This window comes from Corynebacterium sp. UBA2622 (genome assembly GCF_002339505.1).
Lineage (GTDB): Bacteria > Actinomycetota > Actinomycetes > Mycobacteriales > Mycobacteriaceae > Corynebacterium.
Window position 1 is genome coordinate 110,964 of record NZ_DDJO01000012.1, and the last position, 20,344, is coordinate 131,307.

Below are 20,344 nucleotides of genomic sequence, written 5' to 3' on the forward strand. Positions count from 1 at the left end.
CCACGCAGATGCGGCGAAACCGCCGGCCCACGTGTGTGGGCCGGCGGTTTTCTGTGATTACTTGAAGGTGATGGCGGCGGCGGCATCGATGTGGCGGATGTTGGCGCGGGCCAGATCCACCATGCGGCCGACGCCGCCGTCCAGCACGGATTTCACGCCGGCGGTGGTGAAGCCCTTCATCATGTCCCAGGTGATGTTCGGCGGGAGGGACAGGGCATCCGGGTCGGTCACGATGTCGACGAGCACGGGACCGTCGTAGGCAAGGGCCTCCTTCAGCTTCGGGCGCAGGTCCTCGGGCTTCTCGATGCGGTAGGCCTTGATGCCCGCCCCCTCCGCAATGGCGGCGAAGTTGACCTGGTCGTGGTCGGTTTCGTGGTCCGGGAAGCCCTCCACGAGCATCTCCAGCTTCACCATTCCGAGCGAGGAGTTGTTGAACACGACGGTTTTGATGGGCAGGTTATGCAGCTTCACCGTGAGTAGCTCGCCCATGAGCATGCCCAGGCCACCGTCGCCGGACCAGGAGATGACCTGCCGGTCGGGGAAGGCCGCCTGCACGCCGATCGCCTGGGGCAGGGCGTTGGCCATGGTGCCGTGGAGGAAGGACGCCTGCTCGTCGCGCTTGCCGTTCGGGGTGAGGTAGCGCGAGGACCAGACGTTGCACATACCGGTGTCGACGGTGAAGTAGGCATCGTCATCCGCGAGCTCGTCGAGCACGGACGCGGCGAGCTCCGGGTGGATCGGCACACGAGACTCGCGGGCTTCGGAGGTGTACTTGCGCACCACGTCCTCGAGGAGCTCCGCGTGGCGCTTGAGCATGGCGTCGAGGAACGAGCGGTCCTTCTTCTCCTCCACGTGGGGCAGAATGTTCTCGATGACGCTCTTCACGTCGCCCACAACCGGGTACTTCACGGTGGTGCGGCGGCCGATGTGGGTGCCGTCGATGTCGACCTGGCCCACGTTGCCGGACGGCAGCCAGTCCGTGTACGGGAAGTCGGTGCCGAGCATGAGGAACAGATCCGCCTTCTCGGATGCCTCATGGCAGGCGCCGTAGCCGAGGAGGCCGGACATGCCCACGTCGAAGGGGTTGTCGTACTCGATGTACATCTTGCCGCGGAAGGAGTGCCCCACGGGTGCCTTGATCTTCTCCGCGAGGGCGAACAGCTCCTCGCGCGCGTGGCGCGCGCCGTAACCGGCGAAGATGGTGACGGTCTCAGCCTCGTTGATCGCCTCGACGAGGCGGGCGGCCTCGGCGGGGTCGGGGTAAACGCGCTTGTTCTCGCCCGTGGCGTAGACCGAATCCGCGGTGTGCGGGCCCTTGGCCACGTCGGCGGCGAAAACATCGCCCGGGATAACCATGACGGAGACACCGTTGCCCGCCATCGTGTTCTGGAGGGCGTTGTGCAGGATCCGCATACCCTGGTCGGCGGAATTGACCACCTCGAGGTAGGAGGAGCATTCCTGGAACAGGTACTCCGGGTGGGTCTCCTGGAAGAAGGAGGAGCCGATCTCGAGGGAGGGGATGTGGGAGGCGATTGCGAGGAGCTTCGCACCGTTTCGGTGCGCCTCAAACAGCCCCTGCACGAAGTGGGTGTTGCCCGGGCCGCAGGAACCGCCGCACACGGCGAGTTCATCGGCGGCGAGGGAATCGGCCCCGGCGGCGAAGGCGGCGGCCTCCTCGTTGCGGACGTGAACCCACTCGATGTCGTGGTTGCGGACTGCGTCGGACAGCGGGTTCAGAGAGTCGCCCACGAGCCCGTAAATGCGCTTGACACCAAGCTCCTCGAGCTTGGACACCAGCTGCTCAGCAAAGTTTGTTGCCATCGTTCTCCCCGATTAGTGACGTTGATATGTGGATTATGTGCCCTTTCCATTCGTACACCCATTTGACCCGCCCGGGGGTTCCCCGATCGCGCGCAGCCAGTCGGGATCGGTGAAGTACGCGGAATGGCCGCCCTCCACGCCCCCGACCACGGCCGCCCCGAACGAGGGGTCCGATGGGGATGTGCCGTGCACGGCGCGCCCACCGCGGCGCAGGAGGGTGACGGGGTCGGAATCACCGTCAACCACGTACACCTGGGGGTTGTCGCCGTGGAGCCGGTAATCGCAGGCCGAGTGTGCGGGCACACCGGGGGAGCCGAGCAGCCAGACATCGTCGGCCCACAGTCCCGCCTCCGTGGCGGCCCGGGTGGCCACCACCGTGCCGTAGCTGTGGGCGACCACGGACTTGCGGGCGTCGGGGAAACGTTCCTCCAGCGCCATCTGGAACGCGGAGAGTCTCTCACCGCCCTCCCGGGCCGCGACGGGGTTGAGCCCCCCGGGAACATCGGGCGGGGGCCGGTACCCCTCCCACACCACCACCGCACCGCCTGTGGCCTCCGCAATCCTCAGCGCCTTCTCCACCTCCCCCGAAAGCTTCCCGGGTTTCCCGGTGGAGACCCCGGCGACAAGGGTGGTCACACGCTCGGGGTCGGTCACGTCCCCCACGATTACGGTGGTGCGGCCGGCGCCTGATTCGAGTATGAGCCCGCCCGCAGCCTCCACCACCTGCGCCGTCGCGGCGGGGACGGTGGCGAGGTGGGAGGCGTGAATGTCCGCGAGCGGTTCCAGGGGGCGGTGGACCAGCTCCTCGAACCCGCCGTCATCGCTGCCGATCAGCGCGGTGCGCAGGGCCCGCGCTGCGGTGGTGTCCAGTAGCCAGGAGAGCATGTTCAACCACTCGATGGCCTGCGTGTGCGGGACGTGGACCAGGAGGTCCGCGAAGCGGTCCAACTCCGCCTGCGCGGCGCCGGCGGCGGAGAGGATGCGGGCGGCGTTCGCCAGCAACTCACCTCGGGAGAGAAGGATGACGCCGAATCCAGTAAGGCGGGCCAGCCCGGCATCGGCGGCGGGACCCTCGAACCCGGTACCCGCGATCGCGCTGGCGGCACCGCGCGCGTCCGCTCCCCGAGCGCCGACAAGGGATGATGCGGCACCGACCAGCTCGGCGGCGCGGGCCAGCTCGGCGGGACGCAGGCGTGGGGTGTACGTGGCGGTCACAGGCCTCCTCCCAGGGCGGTGGCGAGATCCTCATCGAGGTCGCGGACATCTTCGGCGAAGTCGGCGAGGGCGGCGGTGTGGGCGCGGACTGCGGTGGTGGTGTCGTCGATAAGCGCCGCCCAGCGCTGCTGTTCCTCCGCCAGTGCCGAGGACAGCTTGCCCGGTGAAAGGTGGGCGGTGGGGAGGTCGGGCCAATCTGGCAGGGAGGTGCGGGCGGTGGGTGCGGTGTCCGAGCTGATCTGCAGGAAATCCATGTGGACAGGATGCGGGCGGCGTCGGGTGCGAACAAGGGTGCGCCCGCGGGGTTGTGGACAACTCATGGTGGGCCGCGTGTTTTCCACATATTGTGGCTGCATGAAGATTGCGCTGTTGCAGGTCACCACCACGGGTGATAAAGAAAAGAACCTCGAGCTTATCTCGCCGAAGGTCCGCGAGGCCGCCGGGGCGGGCGCGACTCTCATCGTGCTACCCGAGGCGACGATGCAGGCCTTCGACCAGGGGCGCCTGGACACCCAAGCCGAGGAGCTTGACGGTACGTTCGCCACGGCGATGCGCGACCTGGCGGCGGAGCTCGGCGTGACGATTGTGGCGGGCATGTTCCGCCCGGCGGACTCAAATGGGGAGCTCAACCGCGTGTACAACACCGCGTTGATCACGGGTGACGGTGTGCACAAGGGGTACGACAAGATCCACTGCTACGACGCCTACGACTACCGCGAGTCGGACACCGTGAAGCCGGGATCGGACCTGGTCACGTTTGCCCACGAAGGCACCGTGGTGGGGGTGGCCACGTGCTTCGACATCCGCTACCCCGAGCAGTTCAAGGACCTCGCCCGCCTCGGCGCCGAGGTCATCGTGGTGCCCACCAGCTGGGCGGACGGGGAGGGCAAGCTCGAGCAGTGGCGCACCCTGACCGTCGCACGCGCACTCGACACCGGGGTCTACATCGCGGCCGCCGACCAGGCGCGCCCCGGCGGGGAGGCGGAGGCGGGGGAGGCCAGCGGGCCGACCGGGATCGGTTACTCCGTTGTGGTGTCGCCGACGGGCAAGCGCATTGCGGAGGCCGGCTACGGCGAGGAGATCCTCTACGCGGACATTGATCTCGGGGAGGTCGCGGAAGCGCGCCGGGCGCTTCCCCTGCTTTAGGGGCGCTATTGGGCTGCTTCAAGGCGGGCGGAAAGCCGTTCACTCGTTCGGCCCGTACGCGAAACTGCTTAGGGTAAACTAACCGTTCGCTGGGCAAACGAAAGGTGGCCCGAACATGCGCGGATTGTCCACAATGTGCACCGTCCTGGCCAAGACTCTCTGGTTTCTTGTCTTTGTGTCGTTCCTGGTGTTTCTCATCACCGGGTACAGGGGAACCGAGACGAATTTCGGTGCGGCGGCCGCTTTCGTTCTGGGTTACGACCTTGTCCGTCTCGCCCAGGCGGTCACCCTGGCCCTGCTGGTTGCGTGGGCGTGGTCGCCTGCCGACGGCGGAGGGGGCACCACACTCCCCCGGCCGGGGTTCGTCTTACGGGTGGCAGCGGGGACCACTTTCTTCGCCTGGTTGACGTTGATGACCGATTTCCCCGTGACGAGTTCCCCTTCCATATACCTGCTGGCCAGCGCGGTCGTTACCGCCGCGCTGGCATTGGTTGTGTCCCGGATCCGCGCTGCGGGGGTCAAACAGTGCGGGCCGGAGTCACTGGCGTGACCGCGTCCAATCCACGGCCCAAGCGGGACCCCCGGGGCGGGCTCCCGTTCCCGAATGGCGGGCGCATCCTGCTCCGTTTCAGCGTGGGGTTCGCACCTGATCTGGGGGCTGACCGCGGTTGCTTTTCTCGCCTACGCGGTCATGGGCCACAAGGGGATGGACACGAACGTGGGCGGCGGACTCGCCCTGGTCGCGGCTCTGATTCTCACGCTCATGTCCGACGCTGTCACCCTGGCGATGCTTCTAACGTGGGTAGCCGCCCGGCCCACGCCGGGGAAAGCCGCATTCCACGGGGCGATCAGAAAGGTTACGTGGGTCGCCGCCGCCGTGACACTGCTCGGCACCGGGCTTATTCTCGTCCACTTTCCGCCGCTGAGTTACGCGGCCGTTTACCTTTACGTCTCCCTCGCGCTGCTTGCCGGCACCGCGGCTTTACTTTCCCGGGGTAGCGGCCGCGCACGTCGCCACCGCTGAGTGCGGTCCCCGGCAGGCACCGGCTGGTTCTCCCGCACCGGCTCCTTACCCTTCCCTAACCCCAGTCCGCCGGAGCATCGGACGCCAGCTCGATCACCTCCGCGGCACCGGATCCCCGCAGGGAGTGCGCGAGCGTGCCGACGCTTTTCGACGGCCCGCACACCGCCACGCGGCGCCCGCCCACCAGATCGAGAGCGAGAACCTCCGGAGATTCCGCCTGCGTCACCCGCAGCCACGGGTGCAGGTGTGCCAGAGCCCCGAAGACCTCCGTGTCGTACCCCGCATCGACCGAGCCGGCCCCGCCGGGCAGGAGGACGAGGTGAACCCGTGGCCTGGCCTCCTGTTCCAGGAAACCGAACACCAGGGCCTTGGCCGCCGCGGTGCCGGTGCCCGCCGCGACGATGACCAGCTGGTCGCCTTCCCCGCACGCGACCACGGGTCCGCGGGCGGCACCCAGCGTGACGTAATCGCCCACCCCGGCGGGCAGCTCGTCCGTGACATGGAACTCCAGCTGGCCGTAGGGGTTCGAGGGCAGGGCGGGGGCGAGGGTTGTCCACTCCCCGCGGCGGTCCACGTGCATCACCGGAACGCACTGGCCGGGGCGGTAGCCCAGGGGCATGCTCGCCTCGAGACGCACCACCTTGACGCGCCCACCGGGCCCGCGCCCGTCGACGGAGACGACCCGCGCGGCGGTGGCGGCGGGGATGCCGGCCAGGTCGGCGGCGGCGGCCTCGCGGGCCATCTCCGCGGCCGCGGCGTTGATCACCCAGGTGGCGCGCCCCATTTCGTCGGCGGGGGCGGGAACGGTGTCGGCCAGAACCCGGCCCGCCACCTCGGCGAAGGTGGGGTAGGCCTCGGGCGGGAAGCCGAACCGGCGCAGGTCGAGCGCCGCGGCGTGCAGACGGCGGACTACCTCCGGGAACATCGGCCCGTCCGGGGTGTCGGGGTCCGTGTTCCGGAGCAGCCAGGAGAGGGCGTCGACAAGCGAGCGTGGAACTGCCGTGGAGGATTCGGGGAAGAAGCCGCGCGCGGCGGGGAACTCGCTGATGAGCGTCGTGAGGAACCGCTCCCGGAGCAATGGCGCGGCGGCGTCGAGGCGCCCTGTCAAAGCTGTGAAATCGCCCATGAATGCCAGGGTACTGATTGAGGGAAAGCCGCAAGGTTCAGTTAGGCTCACGTATATATCCGCTCAGTCAGGGGGCTCGCGGGCTCCCGTGTCTCCGGGAGGGACCGTCAATGGAATACACCCCGTACACGCTGCTGCTCGACATCGGCTGGATCTCGATCCTCCTCATCGTCGGCAACGCGCTGCGCAACCGGATCAAGCTGCTGCAGTCGCTGCTCCTGCCCGCGCCGATCACGGCCGGTCTCATCGGTCTCGTCCTAGGCCCGGAGGTCGCGGGTGTGATCGACTGGTCGGACCAGATGGGCACCTACACGACGATCCTCATCGCGGTGGTCTTCGCCTCGATGGCGTATTCCATGGACCTCGGCGGCTCGGTGGCCTCGGGTGCGCGCAACATGTGGGGTTACTCCACCTCGATGTTCATGGGGCAGTGGGGCCTGTTCGTCCTTCTCGGCCTCTACCTGTTCGCCCCTCTGTTCGGCACCGAACCCTGGTTCGGCATGATGCTGCCCGTCGGTTTCGTGGGCGGGTTCGGCACCGCAGCCGCCGTCGGTTCCTCGCTGGGGGAGATCGGGGTGGCCGACGCGTCCTCGATCGGTTTCACCTCCGCGACGGTGGGCACGCTCGTGGCCATCGTGGGCGGCGTGATCGTGGCCAACTGGGGTATCCGCAAGGGCAAGGCCACCGAGCTGCAGGGTAAGTTGCCGGAGGACCTGCGCACCGGTTACATCGGCAACCTCGACGACCGCCCGTCGATCGGCAAGGCGACCACGAACCCCTCATCGATCGAGCCCCTCGCCCTGCACGGCGGCTTCATCATCTTCACCGTGCTGATCGCCTACCTGGCCAACAGCGCGATCAAGGACCAGTGGTCCAACGTCTCCATCCCCTTGTTCGCCATGTCTTTCATCGTCGGGCTCGTCGGCCGCATCCTGCTGCGCGCGACCGGACGCCACGAGTTCCTGGACAAGGAAACCATCACCACCATCTCCGGCGCGGCGACGGACTACATGATCGCCTTCGGCATCGCCTCCATTGTCCCGGCGGCGTTGGCGGGGTACTGGCAGGCACTAGTGCTTATGTTCGTCTTGGGCACCATCTTCTGCGTGGCGTGGATGCTATGGGCCGGGCCGCTCTTCTTCGGCGAGTACTGGCTCGAGCGCGGCATCTTCGGCTGGGGCTGGGCCACGGCGGCCGTCGCCACGGGCATCGCCCTGCTCAAGATGGTGGACCCGAAGCTCAAGTCGGGCACCCTCAACGAGTACGGCGTGGCCTACGTCGGCTTCGCCCCCTTCGAGATCGGCATGACGATCCTCGCGCCCATCGCGGTCATCGCGGGCTTCACGACGGCATTCGGCTGGGCGTCCTTCGCCATCGCCGTGGCCGTGCTGGTGGTCGCATTTGCCCTGAAGTGGGTGCCCGCGGACAAGCACGGCACCGCCTGGAAGACTCGCGGAGAGGTGCTCGGCGGGCCCGACGGCGGCATCACGCGCGCCAAGTTGATCAACTCCGACTAGCGGCCGACCCTGCTTGCCGCCCCTCCGCCCCGGTGGAGGGGCTTTTTCGTGCCGCCTCCGAGCTTGAGCTGGTGTGGCTCAACTTTCCGCGAAGAAATTTTCTCTTGAGTGGAACACACTCAATTTGTGGCGCGTTACACCTAATGCGACAAACATTTAGAGTGAAAAGAACCCCGAGAAAGGATGATGCATTCATGGCATCTTTCAACCCCACGACCAAAACCCAGGAGGCGATCCAGCAGGCGCTCCAGCGCGCCTCCTCCGCGGGCAACCCGGACATCCACCCAGCCCACCTCCTCGAGGCCATCCTCACCCAGGAGGACGGCATTGCCGCCCCGGTGCTCAAGGCCACCGGTGTCGACCCCCTGACGGTGGCCCGCGAGGCCGGTGAGATCGTCGACGGTTACCCCAAGGCGGAGGGCCAGAACATGGCCAACCCCAACTTCAACCGGGACGCCCTCAACGCGATCAACACCGCCCAGGAACTGGCTAGCGAGCTCGGCGACGAATACGTCTCCACCGAGGTGCTCCTCGCGGCCATCGCCCGCGGAAGCGACGAGGCTGCCGAGCTGCTGAAGAAGCGGGGCGCCACCTACGACGTGCTCAAGGGCGCCTTCCCGTCTGTGCGCGGCAACAAGAAGGTCACCTCGCAGGACCCGGAGGGGCAGTTCCAGGCCCTGGAGAAGTACTCCACCGACCTCACCGCCCGCGCCCGCGAAGGCAAGATCGACCCGGTGATCGGCCGTGACTCGGAGATCCGCCGCGTGGTCCAGGTGCTCTCGCGCAGGACGAAGAACAACCCCGTCCTGATCGGTGAGCCGGGAGTGGGTAAGACCGCGATCGTCGAGGGCCTCGCGCGCCGCATCGTGGCGGGTGACGTCCCCGAGTCCCTGAAGGGCAAGACCCTCATCTCCCTCGACCTGGGTTCGATGGTTGCGGGTGCGAAGTTCCGCGGCGAGTTCGAGGAGCGCCTCAAGGCGGTGCTCGACGAAATCAAGTCCTCCGAGGGCGAGATCATCACCTTCATCGACGAGCTGCACACCATCGTCGGCGCCGGTGCGACGGGCGAGGGTGCGATGGATGCCGGCAACATGATCAAGCCGATGCTCGCCCGCGGCGAGCTGCGCCTCGTCGGCGCGACCACCCTGGACGAGTACCGCAAGTACATCGAGAAGGATGCCGCGCTCGAGCGCCGCTTCCAGCAGGTGTACGTGGGTGAGCCGACGGTGGAGGACACCATCGGCATCCTCCGCGGACTGAAGGAGCGCTACGAGGTGCACCACGGTGTGCGCATCCAGGACTCCGCCCTGGTGGCCGCCGCGGAGCTGTCGAACCGCTACATCACCAACCGCTTCCTGCCGGACAAGGCGATCGACCTCGTCGATGAGGCCGGATCCCGCCTGCGCATGGAGATCGACTCCTCGCCGCAGGAGATCGACGAGCTTGAGCGCGTGGTCCGCCGCCTGGAGATCGAGGAGATCGCCCTGCAGAAGGAGACCGACGCCGCCTCGCAGGAGCGCCTGGTCAACCTCCGGCAGGAGCTCGCCGACCAGCGCGAGAAGCTGGGTGAGATGAAGGCGCGCTGGGCGAACGAGAAGTCCGAGATCGACCGCGTCCAGCAGGCCAAGGAGGAGCTGGAGAAGCTGCGCAACGAGTCCGAGATCGCCGAGCGCGAGGGTGATTACGCCAAGGTCTCCGAGCTGCGCTACGGGCGCATCCCCGAGCTGGAGCAGGAGGTCGCCCATGCCGAGTCCGAGGCCTCCGACTCCACCCGCACCATGCTCACGGAGGAGGTCACCCCGGACGTGATCGCCGACGTCGTGTCCAGCTGGACGGGCATCCCCTCCGGCAAGATGATGCAGGGCGAGACCGAGAAGCTGCTCAACATGGAGACGGTCCTCGGCGGGCGCGTTATCGGGCAGGCCGAGGCGGTCACGGCCGTCTCCGACGCAGTGCGCCGCTCCCGCGCGGGCGTGGCGGACCCGAACCGCCCGATCGGCTCCTTCCTCTTCCTCGGCCCCACCGGCGTGGGCAAGACGGAGCTGGCGAAGGCGCTCTCGGAGTTCCTCTTCGACGACGAGGCCGCGATGATCCGCATCGACATGTCGGAGTACGGGGAGAAGCACTCCGTCGCCCGTCTCGTCGGTGCCCCTCCGGGATACGTCGGCTACGACGCCGGCGGGCAGCTCACCGAGGCGGTGCGCCGTCGCCCCTACTCGCTCGTGCTTTTCGACGAGGTTGAGAAGGCGCACCAGGACGTCTTCGACGTTCTGCTCCAGGTGCTTGATGAAGGTCGCCTCACCGACGGCCAGGGCCGCACGGTGGACTTCCGCAACACGGTGGTCATCCTGACGTCCAACCTGGGTGCGGGCGGCAGCCGCGATCAGATCATGCAGGCGGTCAAGGCGCACTTCAAGCCGGAGTTCATCAACCGCCTGGATGACGTCGTGGTCTTCGACCCGCTGACCGAGGAGCAGCTCGTGGGCATCGTCGACATCCAGCTCGGCTTCCTCGCCGACCGGCTGGCCTCGCGCCGCCTGACGCTGCACGTCTCCGATGCCGCGAAGGCGTGGCTGGCGGACCGCGGTTACGACCCGGCCTACGGCGCCCGTCCGCTGCGTCGCGTGATCCAGCAGGCAATCGGCGACCGCCTGGCCAAGGAGCTGCTCGCGGGTTACATCCGCGACGGTGACACGGTCGACGTGGACGTCGCCGAGGGCGGGGAGTCCCTCACCGTCGACGCCGCCTAGGGCATCACCGCAGCGGGGAGGGATCCGGCGGGGTCCCTCCCGTCTGCGGTACGGGAGGAGCTCCCGCGCCGGGAATTTCTATTGCGCGCCTAACAAAACGTCGTTAGCGTGGCGGGGACACCTTCCCCGAAACAAGGAGTTTTCCCATGTCCGCACCCACCTCCATGCGCGCCGCGGTAGTCGAGCAGTTCGGCTCCCCGCTCGCGGTCACCGAAATGGACCTCCCCACCCCCGGCCCGTTCCAGGCGCTGGTGAAACTGAAGGCCTCGGGTATCTGCCACACCGACCTCCACGCCGCCCACGGCGACTGGCCGGTCAAACCTGCCCCGCCGTTCGTCCCGGGCCACGAGGGCGTCGGCGAGGTCGTGGAGCTCGGCCCCGGTGAGCACACCGTCAAGGTCGGAGACATGGTCGGCAACGCCTGGCTCTGGTCCGCCTGCGGCGAGTGCGAGTTCTGCCGCACCGGCCGCGAGACGTACTGCCCGCAGGCGCAGTACGGCGGCTACACCGTCAACGGTTCCTTCGGCCAGTACATGCTCGTCGACACCCGCTACGCCCCGCGCATCCCGGAGGGGGTGGACCCCGTCGAGGTTGCGCCAATCCTCTGCGCCGGCGTCACCGTGTACAAGGGCCTGAAGGAGACCGTGACCAAGCCCGGGCAGTTTGTGGTCATCTCCGGCATCGGTGGCCTCGGGCACCTGGCCGTGCAGTACGCCCGCGCCATGGGCATGCGCGTGATCGCAGTGGATGTCGCCGACGACAAACTGGAACTGGCCACCCGCCTCGGAGCGGAGTTCACCGTCAACGCGCAGGAGACTGATCCGGCAGAGGCGGTGCAGGCCTTCACCGAGGGCGGCGCCCACGGCATCCTCGTCACCGCCGTACACCCGGAGGCCTTCGGCCAGGCGATCGGAATGACCCGCTCCAACGGCACCGTCGTCTTCATCGGCCTGCCCCCCGGGGATTTCCCGGCCCCGATCTTCGACATCGTCCTGCGCGGAATCACCATCCGCGGTTCCCTCGTGGGCACCCGCCAGGATATGGCGGAGGCACTGGACTTCTACGCCCGCGGCGAGGTCCAACCGCACGTCACGGAGTGCTCGCTCGATGACATCAACGATGTCTTCGACCGGATGGAGCGGGGTTCCATCGACGGGCGCATGTCCATCCGCTACTAGCCCGCAACCAGGGCCCCGGACGCGACCCGACCGGGCCCGCGCCGAAGCGCACCGGCCCCGGTCGGGTCGCGTCCGGGGCCCACGTGCACAGGGAATTGACGGCCCGCAGACTTGACCCACCGGCTAAGGTACGAACCATGCAGCCGACGACGACGATCATCACCCGCGTGGCCGTTCCCGGTGTGGAAAACGAGCACCTGGCGGCGCACCAGCTGGGCGAGAACAAGTTTGTGGTGGCCAGCGTTCCGTTCGTCGACACGACGCTCGCTCTCGGCGACATCGTCGAGTGTGTCCGCGTGAACCGCCACTTCCACGTCGACCGGGTGATCGTCCGCGGCGGGGCCTCGACGGTGCGCATCCTGCCTAACGAGGAGCATCCGCACGACATCGCCGAGACCCTCCTCGCCTTCGGGTGCCGCGTGGAGGTGGGTCCCGGCGGCATGCTCGCCGCCAGCATCGGCGCGGACTGCCCCCGGGAAGGAATCACCGAGTGGCTCGACGGCCTCGAGGACGACGGCGTCATCCAGCTGGCCCCCGGCTACACGGCGTGAGAGCGGGCAAAACCCTACACTGGGCCCCATGAGCGTTTTTGTCCCCGCTGAAGAACTGCGCGAGCGCATCCACTCCGGCCGCAACCAGGCCGTCATCGCGGCCCTCTGGGAACCGGAGGAGGGCAAGGCATGGTCGAAGTTCCAGTCGGAGCACATTCCCACCGCCATGTTCTGCGACCCGGCCTCGGAGCTGGCGGGCATGCCGGGCCGCCGCGTGGGACGCAACCCGCTGCCGAAGCCCGCGACGTTGCTCAAGGCCGTGCGCAAGTGGGGTCTTGAAAACGGCCACCCCACCTACATCTACGACACCGGGTCGGGGGTCTTCTCCGCGCGGCTGTGGTGGACCCTGCGCTGGCTGGGCATCGAGGACGTCCACATCGTCGACGGGGGGTTCGCCGCCTGGGATGGCGCCGGTTACGAAACCGTTGCCGGGCCCGGCAACATCGCCGTGTTCGGCAACGTGGAGATCGAACCCGGCAATATCCCCGTGGCCACCATCGATGAGGTCAAGGAGTTTGGGGGTCTGCTCATCGACGCCCGCGGGGCGAACCGCTACAGCGGGCGGCGCGAGCGGCTCGACCTCAAGGCCGGCCACATCCCGCAGGCCGTGAACCTCCCAGTCTACGACCTTTTCGACGACACGGCGCGCAAGGTCAAGGACGTCGACTACATCCGCGACCGCTTCTTCGGCATCGGTATCACCCAGAACACCGACCCCGCGGATGCCATCGTCTACTCAGGTTCCGGCAACCACTCGGCGCTCCTTCTCGCCGCGATGGAGCACGCGGGCCTGCCCGTGATCACGCACTACATCGGGGGCTGGTCGCAGTGGAGCGGCGATCACACGAACCCGGTGGCCAGTGATCTTTAGGCCCCCGACCACGAACTACAGTTAACCGCGATGGCCTACATACTTCTCTCTCTGGGCGCGCTTACCCTTCTCGCGGCCCTGGCGCTGCTGCTCACGGATTCGCGTCCCGCCAAGCCCGCCCCGCTTGACGACGCCCCCTCCACCGCCCCGGACACGGGCGCCCGGCCGGAGCCCGAGCCGGACGCCGACCTCTCCGCGGAAGAGGACGAGCCTGCCGTGGTTGAACCCCTTGAGGTTCAACCCGTCGAGCTCGATTCGGCCCCGCGTGAGGCCGTCGAGGGCGGTCCCACCCGGCCGGAGCCTGTTGAACCGGTGGCCGCCGAGATTCCGGGCAGCACAGAAGAGGACGAGGCCGGGGTGCCGGTGGAACCCGCGGAGCCGGAACCTCAGGCCGAGCCGATCACACTCCGCAAGTGGGAACCGCCGGCGGAGGAGACCGAGACCGAAACCGAACCCGAGCCTGAACCGGCCCCCGCCCCGCGCCCGCACCGCCGCTCGGGCCTGCAGCTCCCCGGTGCCTCGCGCCGGGAGCGCCGGGCGTGGGCGGAGCGCAACAACTTCGAGTTCGCCAAGCAGGACGAGTTCCTCAACGGGGAGTGGTCACGGGGCGCGGCGGCCTCGGGGGCCGTGGCCAAGGACATCGCCTCGGGGCTCATGTACGGCCACGACACCTTCGTCATGGACCTGGGCGGTGTGACCGTCATGGCCATGCGTACCGGCGAGGTCAGCGACGTGGTCGTCGACATGCGCCGGCGGGGGTTCAGTGCCGACTCCTCCGCGGACCTGGTGGAGATCGGTGAGGCGGAGGGTTTCACCGTCCACGCCACCGAGGTGGGCCCCGCGCAGCGCTTCCTGGACATCCGGGTGCGCACCGCGCTGGAGCGTCTGCCCGCGGCCGTGACAGCCGTGTGGTTCGAGTCCGAGTGGGTGCTCGCGGAGACCGGGCACGGCACCTCACCCGCGGAGTGGGACGCGATGCTCGCCCCGCTCGCCCTGCTCGCCGACGCGGCCCGAGTGCTGCCGCCGCAGACGTGGCAGGTCGTCGTGCCCGAGTACCCGACCCGGGAGATGGGGGAGAGGATTGATGCCGGGGTGGAGGTCGACAAGCGGGAGGAACCCGCGCCGAAGGTGCAGCGGCCCGAGGAACCCCTCGAACTGCCGACTCGCGCGACGGGCGCGGTGCGCGGTGTAATGGACCACCGCGCGGTGGGCGGCGACGAGGTCGAGGCCATCGCCGACGGCGCGGCGCGGGATGACGCGTCGGGTGATCTCACGCGAGTGCGCCGGGACCAGACCCCACCCTCGATCTTCGGTGACTAAGGTTGGTGGGCATGGGAAATGTGAATGAGGCCAAGAAGGCCGAGCTGGCGGAGCTGGTCAAGGAGCTCGCCGTCGTGCACGGCAGGGTGACGCTGTCCTCCGGCAAGGAGGCCGACTACTACGTGGATCTGCGGCGTGCGACACTGCACCACCGCGCGTCGAAGCTGATCGGCGAGTTGCTCACCGAGCTGACTTCGGACCTCGAGTTCGATTCCGTCGGCGGCCTCACCCTGGGCGCCGACCCCGTCGCCACGGCGGTGATGCACGCGGGCGGGCGCGGCGTGGATTGCTTCGTGGTGCGCAAGGAGGCCAAGAAGCACGGGATGCAGCGCCGGATCGAGGGACCGGGCATCGAGGGCAAGCGGGTTCTCGTGGTCGAGGACACCACCACCACCGGCAACTCCCCGCTCACGGCTGTCGAGGCGTGCCGCAACGAGGGGGCCGAGGTCGTCGCGGTGGCCACGGTCGTCGACCGGGCCACCGGTGCGAAGGAAGTGCTGGAGGAGGCCGGGTTGGAATACCGCTACCTGCTCGGGCTCGGTGATCTTGGACTCGCCTAGCGAGCAGCGCGGGCCCACCGAGTGGGCGGAGGGACGCCACGGCGTTGGCCCGTGGGAGGGGCCCTGGCCGCGGGATCCCCGTTACGATCCGGCGTTCCTCGCGGGGGGCGACACCCGCAACGTCGTCGACGCGTACCGCTACTGGTCGCTCGAGGCCATCAACGCCGACCTTGACTCCCGGCGCCACCCGTTCCACGTCGCCATCGAGAACTTCGAGAATGACATGAACATCGGCACGGTCGTGCGCACGGCGAATGCGTTCCTCGCCGAGGCCGTGCACATCGTGGGCCGGCGGCGGTGGAACCGCCGTGGCGCGATGGTCACGGACCGCTACCAGCACATCCACCACCACGAAACCGTGGCGGACCTGATGAAGTGGGCGCGGGATAGGGGATTGGCCGTGGTCGCGATTGACAACACCCCGGGCTCGGTTCCGCTGGAGACGGCCGAGCTTCCGGAGCACTGCGTCCTCGTGTTCGGGCAGGAGGGCCCCGGGATCACGGAGGCCACCCAGAGCCAGGCGGCGATGATCTGCTCCATCGCCCAGTTCGGCTCCACGCGCTCCATCAACGCAGGTGTGGCCGCCGGGATCGCCATGCACGCGTGGATCCGGCAGCACGCGAACCTGAAACATTCCTGGTAATTCTGGCAATATACATGGCAGCACCGTTATTTGGAGAGAAGGTAGCCTTGCCCGAAACGTGGTCCCACCGCGCTGACCTGGCGGAATCGGCCATCGAGGAGCGCCACGCCGCCCGCCTGCTGGGTATCCCCCGCACCAACCTGGCCCGGGTCGCCTGGCCCCCGAGCTGGAGGGAGACCACCTTCCTGCACTGGCACTACTGGTGGCAGGCCCACTACCTCGAGTGCCTCATCGACGCCGCCTACCGCCGCTCGACCAAGCTGCGGCGCAGGCGTATCCGCCACACCATCCGCGGGATCTACCTGCGCAGCCGGGGACGACTGACCGCGAACCGCTACTACGACGACAAGTCGTGGCTGGCCCTCGCGTGGAACCGCGCCCTCGCGCTCGAGGGCTTCACGCGCACCAAGCAGCTCACGGCCCTCGAATTCGACATCCTCGAGGGGATCGACCCGAACATGGGCGTGCTGCCGTGGCGGGCGAACGAGACCTTCTACAACGTCCCCTCCAACGGCCCGGCCGCGATCCTCTTCGCCCGCACCGGCAGGCTGGACAAGTCCCGCGAGATGGTGGACTGGATCTACGACAACCTCATGGCCGACACCGGCCTGGTGCAGGACGGCATCCGCATGCGCATGCACGGCCCCGAGATCGTCGACAAGATCTACACCTACAACCAGGGAACCGTCCTGGGCGCGAGCCTGGAGATCGCCACCGCCCTGCGCCACGACGTCGGACTGGCGGACGACGAGCCGATCGACTCCTTCGACCACTCCCACCGCGCGGACGCCTCCGTCTTCTACATCACCCACATCCGCGCCCTGGTGCGCGCCATCGACCGCAACCTCGCCACGCCGCGAGGGGTGATCATGTGCCCGCCGCACGAGACGCGCGACGGCGACGGGGGGTTGTTCCAGGGCATCCTCGTGCGCTACCTCGCCGACGTGGCCGTGCGCATGCCGGAGGACAGCCGGGAAAACCTCGCGACGAAGCAGCTCGCGGCGCGCCTCGTCATGGCCTCCGCGGAGTCGCTCTGGGAGCACCGCCTGGAGGTCGACGGCCTGCCGATCTTCGCCTCGGACTGGACGGAGGACGCGCGGCTGCCGCACAACTACGGGGTGGGGCCGTCGTCGATCAGCGAGGCCGTGGGGCTCGTGCGCATCGACGAGCGGGACCTGTCGGTGCAGCTCGCGGGATGGATGCTGCTCGAGGCCGCGGCGAAAGTGGCGGCTGCGAACGCCCGGTAAAGAAGGCATACTGGGGGTTGTACGCAACTCGCAAACCGGAGGTTTCCAGCATGCCCATTGCCACCCCAGAGGTCTACAACGCGATGTTCGACCGCGCGAAGGAGCAGGGTTTCGCCTTCCCGGCGATCAACTGCACCTCGTCGGAGACCATCAACGCGGCCATCAAGGGTTTCGCCGAGGCTGAGTCCGACGGCATCATCCAGTTCTCCCTCGGCGGTGCCGAGTTCGGCTCGGGCCTGGCGCTGAAGGACAAGGTTATCGGCGCCCAGGCGCTCGCGGCGTTCGCCCACGAGGTGGCGGACCACTACGACATCAACATTGCGCTGCACACCGATCACTGCCAGAAGGACAAGCTCGACGAGTACGTCCGCCCGCTCATGGCCATTTCCCAGGAGCGCGTCGACCGCGGTGAGCTGCCCCTGTTCCAGTCCCACATGTGGGACGGCTCCGCCATCCCGATCGATGAGAACCTCGAGATCGCCCAGGAGCTGCTGGAGAAGGCGCGCCGGGCCAACATCATCCTCGAGGTCGAGATCGGCGTCGTCGGTGGCGAGGAGGACGGCATCGAGGCGAAGGCCGGTGCGAACCTCTACACCTCCCAGGAGGACTTCGAGAAGACCATCGACGCCATCGGCACCGGTGAGAAGGGCCGCTACCTGCTTGCCGCGACCTTCGGCAACGTCCACGGCGTGTACAAGCCGGGCAACGTGAAGCTGCGTCCCGAGGTGCTCGACATGGGCCAGAAGGCGGCCGTCGCAAAGCTCGGGCTCAACGAGGGCGACAAGCCCTTCGACTTCGTCTTCCACGGCGGGTCCGGCTCCGAGAAGGAGAAGATCGAGGAGTCCCTGCGCTACGGCGTGATCAAGATGAACGTCGACACCGACACCCAGTACGCGTTCACCCGCCCGATCGCCTCGCACATGTTCGAGAACTACGACGGAGTGCTCAAGATTGACGGAGAGGTGGGCAACAAGAAGGCCTACGACCCGCGTTCCTACCTCAAGAAGGCGGAGCAGTCCATGTCGGAGCGCGTCATCGAGGCGTGCCACGACCTGCACTCCGTGGGTTCCTCCCTGAACAAGTAACGCCCGCTTATCGACGTCCCGCCGGCCCGCCCGGTGGGACGTTTTGCGTTGCCGGGCGGCGGGCTAGTCTAAGCCCATGGCCAAGACACGAATGGGCACCCGGGACCGCCTGCGGCAAATCGACAGCTCCATCCACGCGCGCGTGACCCGCGTGCGAAACCGGCTGCTCCCCATCACCCAGATCGCCGTCGCCGCCGGCTTCGCGTTCTGGATAGCCTCCCACGTCTTCGGCCACAAGCAGCCCTTCTTCGCGCCGATCTCCGTCATCATCGTCATCGGCATGATGGGCGGCGAGCGCATCCAGAAGGCCCTGGACATCTCCATCGGTTGCATCTTGGGCGTGCTGGTGGGGGACCTCATCTTCGCCCACATCGGCAAGGGAGGGTGGCAGATTGCCGTCATCGTGGGCGGCTCCCTGCTCATCGCGTCGTTCTTCTCCAAGTCGCAGCTGGTGAGCAACCAGGTGGCCATCGGCTCGATTCTCATCGCCACGATCATGCCGCCCGGGGGGGAGGTCACCGGGCTGGACCGCACGGTGGACGCCATCATCGGTTCGGTGGTGGCAATGCTCACCCTCGCGCTCATCCCGCAGTGGCCCATGTCGCGCGCCCGATCGGAAATCGCGGAGGTCCTGGGGCTCATGTCCTCCGTGCTCGACGACGTCGCGGAGGGCCTGAGGACCGGCGACGAGAAAACGATCACCGACGCCCTCGAGGCGATCCGCGACAGCCAGCACGATGTCGACGACATGGCCAGCGCCATCCGCTCGGGGCAGGAGTCCGCCAAGCTGTCACCGTTCCTCTGGGGGGCGCGACGCTACCTCCAGTCCCTCAACCGGGTGATCCTGCCCATGGACCAGGCGGTGCGCAGCACCCGCGTGCTCGCCCGGCGGGCGCACGTCCTGTGCGAGGACAACGACCGCGTCACACCCGCGCAGGTGGAGATCATCGACTCCCTCGCCCAGATCTGTCTGGACATCTCGGAGGTCTACGAGGTGCGGGCCCGCCGCATTCCCGCGAGCGTCATCCCGGATGCCGTCAACGAACTGCGCGCCCTGGGCCATGCTGCCGGCATGGACGTGGTGGAGAACGGGGCGGTGCTCTCCGCCTACGTCATCCTCGCCCAGTCCCGCTCCATCATTGTCGACCTGCTCCAGGTGTGCGGCATGTCCCGCGAATCCGCCGTGGCCGTGCTCGTCCCCACCTCCGAGACGCCGAAATACCCGCCGGAGATTTACCGCCCGGAGTAGCTGTTCGCGCTGGCGGACCCGGCTGGCGGGTGGGCCGGTGTAGGTGGCGCACGACGAAGCCCCCGAGCCGGTGGCTCGGGGGCTTCGCTTAAGGTGCGGGCTTCTTAGGACCCGGCGTGTTTAGCGCTTGTCGGCACCGAAGTCGGTGTCCGGGCGGACGTCGCGGCCACGGACATCGTCGCAGTGACGACCGTTGGTCTCGTCGACAACGTTGCCCTCGGTCTCGATGCGCTCCTTGGCGAGCTCCTCGGAAACGCGCTCGGTGCTGCGGACGGTGTCCTTGTCGAGGGAGACCTTCTCCACCGGCACGGACTCCTTGCTGACGTTCACGCGCTCCTCGTGGAGGGTGACGGAAGCCTCGTCGTTGCCGAGGTCACCGCGGAAGTTTGCGCGGTCGGCATCGGTGATGGGCTCGCGGGTCACGCGAACCTCCTCGCGCTCAACCGGAACCTCGACGGTCTCGGTCTCGTTGACGACGTACTTGCGCAGGCGGACCTGGCCGGTCTCGACGCGCTCCTTGTCGACGTTGAGCTGCTCCTCGGAGCGGACGATGCCGTCGGTGTTGTCGCGGCGGTCACGGTCGACGACGTCGTGGTCGCGCACCTCGCGGTCACGGTCGACACCGGCAACATCGCGGCGGCCGGTCTCGTAGGTGGTGACATCCTTGGTGCCCTCGAGACCGTAGTGGCGGTAGAACGCCTCCTGGTCCTCATTGGTCAGGTGGCCGTTCTCGTCCAGATCCGGAGCGTCCTTGATGCGGTCCTTCGGGAAGGCGAGGTGCAGCTCGCCGTCGCGCAGGCTGTGGCCGCGGAGCGGAACGATGGAATCGCCGCCACCGAACATGCCGTGGCTCACGGAAACGAAGTCCGGCTGGCCGGAGTTGTCGTTAACGTAGACGTCCTTGACGGAACCGATCTTGTCGCCGTCAACGTCGTAGGCGGTTGCGCGGGCAAGGTCTTCAATGCGGTTGTAATCAGCCATGAGTCGTTGAATCTCCTTTGTCTATGTGCGCGGTATCCACCTCTGCGTCCGGCTGTGGAG

At 67.8% G+C, this 20,344-nt stretch carries 19 protein-coding genes; 14 read left to right on the forward strand and 5 right to left on the reverse strand.

Features of this window, described 5'->3' with window-relative positions:
- Positions 1 to 57 precede the first annotated feature (57 nt).
- The 3 genes from B3611_RS04905 to B3611_RS04915 are packed head-to-tail and all read right to left on the reverse strand — an operon-like array spanning position 58 to position 3,290.
- Positions 58 to 1,821 (reverse strand): pyruvate dehydrogenase, encoded by a 1,764-nt coding sequence (locus B3611_RS04905; protein WP_291313964.1) that lies wholly within the window; start codon positions 1,819 to 1,821, stop codon positions 58 to 60.
- Positions 1,822 to 1,854: 33 nt separating this feature from the next.
- Complete coding sequence (locus B3611_RS04910) at positions 1,855 to 3,036, reverse strand: alpha/beta hydrolase (protein ID WP_291313965.1); 1,182 nt, start codon at positions 3,034 to 3,036, stop codon at positions 1,855 to 1,857.
- Positions 3,033 to 3,290, reverse strand: coding sequence for a hypothetical protein (locus tag B3611_RS04915; protein ID WP_291313966.1), 258 nt, complete (start codon positions 3,288 to 3,290; stop codon positions 3,033 to 3,035). The genes B3611_RS04910 and B3611_RS04915 overlap by 4 nt, the downstream gene beginning before the upstream one ends.
- 100 nt (positions 3,291 to 3,390) lie before the next feature.
- On the opposite strand from B3611_RS04915, the gene B3611_RS04920 reads away from it, so the two are divergent.
- The 3 genes from B3611_RS04920 to B3611_RS04930 all read left to right on the forward strand — a co-directional run bounded on the left by B3611_RS04920 (position 3,391) and on the right by B3611_RS04930 (position 5,206).
- The gene (locus tag B3611_RS04920) at positions 3,391 to 4,182 is read left to right on the forward strand and encodes a carbon-nitrogen hydrolase family protein (protein WP_291313967.1); all 792 of its coding nucleotides are present in this window, start codon (positions 3,391 to 3,393) and stop codon (positions 4,180 to 4,182) included.
- 115 nt (positions 4,183 to 4,297) lie between these two features.
- Positions 4,298 to 4,732, forward strand: a complete 435-nt coding sequence (locus B3611_RS04925; protein WP_291313968.1) for a hypothetical protein — start codon at positions 4,298 to 4,300, stop codon at positions 4,730 to 4,732.
- A gap of 54 nt (positions 4,733 to 4,786) precedes the next feature.
- Positions 4,787 to 5,206: a hypothetical protein gene (locus B3611_RS04930; RefSeq protein ID WP_291313969.1), complete on the forward strand. Its 420-nt coding sequence runs from the start codon at positions 4,787 to 4,789 to the stop codon at positions 5,204 to 5,206.
- Between the two features lie 55 nt (positions 5,207 to 5,261).
- Here the strand turns inward: B3611_RS04930 and B3611_RS04935 are convergent, their stop codons facing one another.
- A complete protein-coding gene (locus B3611_RS04935; protein WP_291313970.1) occupies positions 5,262 to 6,332 on the reverse strand; it encodes a hypothetical protein in 1,071 nt (356 codons plus the stop codon).
- A gap of 110 nt (positions 6,333 to 6,442) precedes the next feature.
- Here B3611_RS04935 and B3611_RS04940 point away from each other — a divergent pair, with 110 nt between their 5' ends.
- The 11 genes from B3611_RS04940 (at position 6,443) to B3611_RS04990 (ending at position 19,303) form a co-directional block, all read left to right on the forward strand.
- Positions 6,443 to 7,849, forward strand: coding sequence for a sodium/glutamate symporter (locus B3611_RS04940; RefSeq protein WP_291313971.1), 1,407 nt, complete (start codon positions 6,443 to 6,445; stop codon positions 7,847 to 7,849).
- Between the two features lie 194 nt (positions 7,850 to 8,043).
- Complete coding sequence (gene clpB, locus B3611_RS04945; protein WP_291313972.1) at positions 8,044 to 10,599, forward strand: ATP-dependent chaperone ClpB; 2,556 nt, start codon at positions 8,044 to 8,046, stop codon at positions 10,597 to 10,599.
- A 146-nt stretch (positions 10,600 to 10,745) separates the two neighbouring features.
- Positions 10,746 to 11,777: an alcohol dehydrogenase AdhP gene (gene adhP, locus B3611_RS04950; protein ID WP_291313973.1), complete on the forward strand. Its 1,032-nt coding sequence runs from the start codon at positions 10,746 to 10,748 to the stop codon at positions 11,775 to 11,777.
- A gap of 137 nt (positions 11,778 to 11,914) precedes the next feature.
- The gene (locus B3611_RS04955; RefSeq protein WP_291313974.1) at positions 11,915 to 12,328 is read left to right on the forward strand and encodes a DUF4265 domain-containing protein; all 414 of its coding nucleotides are present in this window, start codon (positions 11,915 to 11,917) and stop codon (positions 12,326 to 12,328) included.
- A gap of 28 nt (positions 12,329 to 12,356) precedes the next feature.
- Positions 12,357 to 13,199 (forward strand): sulfurtransferase, encoded by an 843-nt coding sequence (locus B3611_RS04960; protein ID WP_291313975.1) that lies wholly within the window; start codon positions 12,357 to 12,359, stop codon positions 13,197 to 13,199.
- A gap of 30 nt (positions 13,200 to 13,229) precedes the next feature.
- On the forward strand, positions 13,230 to 14,519 hold the full coding sequence (locus B3611_RS04965; protein WP_291313976.1) for a hypothetical protein: 1,290 nt from the start codon (positions 13,230 to 13,232) through the stop codon (positions 14,517 to 14,519).
- A gap of 11 nt (positions 14,520 to 14,530) precedes the next feature.
- Positions 14,531 to 15,079 (forward strand): orotate phosphoribosyltransferase, encoded by a 549-nt coding sequence (pyrE, locus tag B3611_RS04970; protein ID WP_291313977.1) that lies wholly within the window; start codon positions 14,531 to 14,533, stop codon positions 15,077 to 15,079.
- Positions 15,066 to 15,722 carry a TrmH family RNA methyltransferase gene (locus B3611_RS04975; RefSeq protein WP_414646300.1) on the forward strand — a complete coding sequence of 219 codons (657 nt, stop codon included), beginning with the start codon at positions 15,066 to 15,068 and terminating at the stop codon, positions 15,720 to 15,722. Before pyrE ends, B3611_RS04975 begins: the two co-directional genes overlap by 14 nt.
- Positions 15,723 to 15,769: 47 nt before the next feature.
- Complete coding sequence (locus B3611_RS04980) at positions 15,770 to 16,969, forward strand: glycoside hydrolase family 76 protein (RefSeq protein WP_291313978.1); 1,200 nt, start codon at positions 15,770 to 15,772, stop codon at positions 16,967 to 16,969.
- A 50-nt stretch (positions 16,970 to 17,019) separates the two neighbouring features.
- Positions 17,020 to 18,054, forward strand: a complete 1,035-nt coding sequence (fbaA, locus tag B3611_RS04985; protein ID WP_291313979.1) for a class II fructose-bisphosphate aldolase — start codon at positions 17,020 to 17,022, stop codon at positions 18,052 to 18,054.
- 76 nt (positions 18,055 to 18,130) lie between these two features.
- Complete coding sequence (locus B3611_RS04990; RefSeq protein WP_291313980.1) at positions 18,131 to 19,303, forward strand: FUSC family protein; 1,173 nt, start codon at positions 18,131 to 18,133, stop codon at positions 19,301 to 19,303.
- A 120-nt stretch (positions 19,304 to 19,423) separates the two neighbouring features.
- Here the strand turns inward: B3611_RS04990 and B3611_RS04995 are convergent, their stop codons facing one another.
- Positions 19,424 to 20,284, reverse strand: a complete 861-nt coding sequence (locus B3611_RS04995) for a PRC and DUF2382 domain-containing protein (RefSeq protein WP_291313981.1) — start codon at positions 20,282 to 20,284, stop codon at positions 19,424 to 19,426.
- Between the last annotated feature and the right edge of the window lie 60 nt (positions 20,285 to 20,344).

Excerpts from the sequence above, each read along its gene's own strand:
- B3611_RS04905 (WP_291313964.1), bottom strand. The coding sequence starts at position 1,821 with ATGGCAACAAACTTTGCTGAGCAGCTGGTGTCCAAGCTCGAGGAGCTT.
- B3611_RS04915 (WP_291313966.1), bottom strand. The coding sequence starts at position 3,290 with ATGGATTTCCTGCAGATCAGCTCGGACACCGCACCCACCGCCCGCACC.
- B3611_RS04920 (WP_291313967.1), top strand. The coding sequence starts at position 3,391 with ATGAAGATTGCGCTGTTGCAGGTCACCACCACGGGTGATAAAGAAAAG.
- B3611_RS04925 (WP_291313968.1), top strand. The coding sequence starts at position 4,298 with ATGCGCGGATTGTCCACAATGTGCACCGTCCTGGCCAAGACTCTCTGG.
- B3611_RS04930 (WP_291313969.1), top strand. The coding sequence starts at position 4,787 with ATGGCGGGCGCATCCTGCTCCGTTTCAGCGTGGGGTTCGCACCTGATC.
- B3611_RS04935 (WP_291313970.1), bottom strand. The coding sequence starts at position 6,332 with ATGGGCGATTTCACAGCTTTGACAGGGCGCCTCGACGCCGCCGCGCCA.
- B3611_RS04940 (WP_291313971.1), top strand. The coding sequence starts at position 6,443 with ATGGAATACACCCCGTACACGCTGCTGCTCGACATCGGCTGGATCTCG.
- clpB (WP_291313972.1), top strand. The coding sequence starts at position 8,044 with ATGGCATCTTTCAACCCCACGACCAAAACCCAGGAGGCGATCCAGCAG.
- adhP (WP_291313973.1), top strand. The coding sequence starts at position 10,746 with ATGTCCGCACCCACCTCCATGCGCGCCGCGGTAGTCGAGCAGTTCGGC.
- B3611_RS04955 (WP_291313974.1), top strand. The coding sequence starts at position 11,915 with ATGCAGCCGACGACGACGATCATCACCCGCGTGGCCGTTCCCGGTGTG.
- B3611_RS04960 (WP_291313975.1), top strand. The coding sequence starts at position 12,357 with ATGAGCGTTTTTGTCCCCGCTGAAGAACTGCGCGAGCGCATCCACTCC.
- B3611_RS04965 (WP_291313976.1), top strand. The coding sequence starts at position 13,230 with ATGGCCTACATACTTCTCTCTCTGGGCGCGCTTACCCTTCTCGCGGCC.
- pyrE (WP_291313977.1), top strand. The coding sequence starts at position 14,531 with ATGGGAAATGTGAATGAGGCCAAGAAGGCCGAGCTGGCGGAGCTGGTC.
- fbaA (WP_291313979.1), top strand. The coding sequence starts at position 17,020 with ATGCCCATTGCCACCCCAGAGGTCTACAACGCGATGTTCGACCGCGCG.
- B3611_RS04990 (WP_291313980.1), top strand. The coding sequence starts at position 18,131 with ATGGCCAAGACACGAATGGGCACCCGGGACCGCCTGCGGCAAATCGAC.
- B3611_RS04995 (WP_291313981.1), bottom strand. The coding sequence starts at position 20,284 with ATGGCTGATTACAACCGCATTGAAGACCTTGCCCGCGCAACCGCCTAC.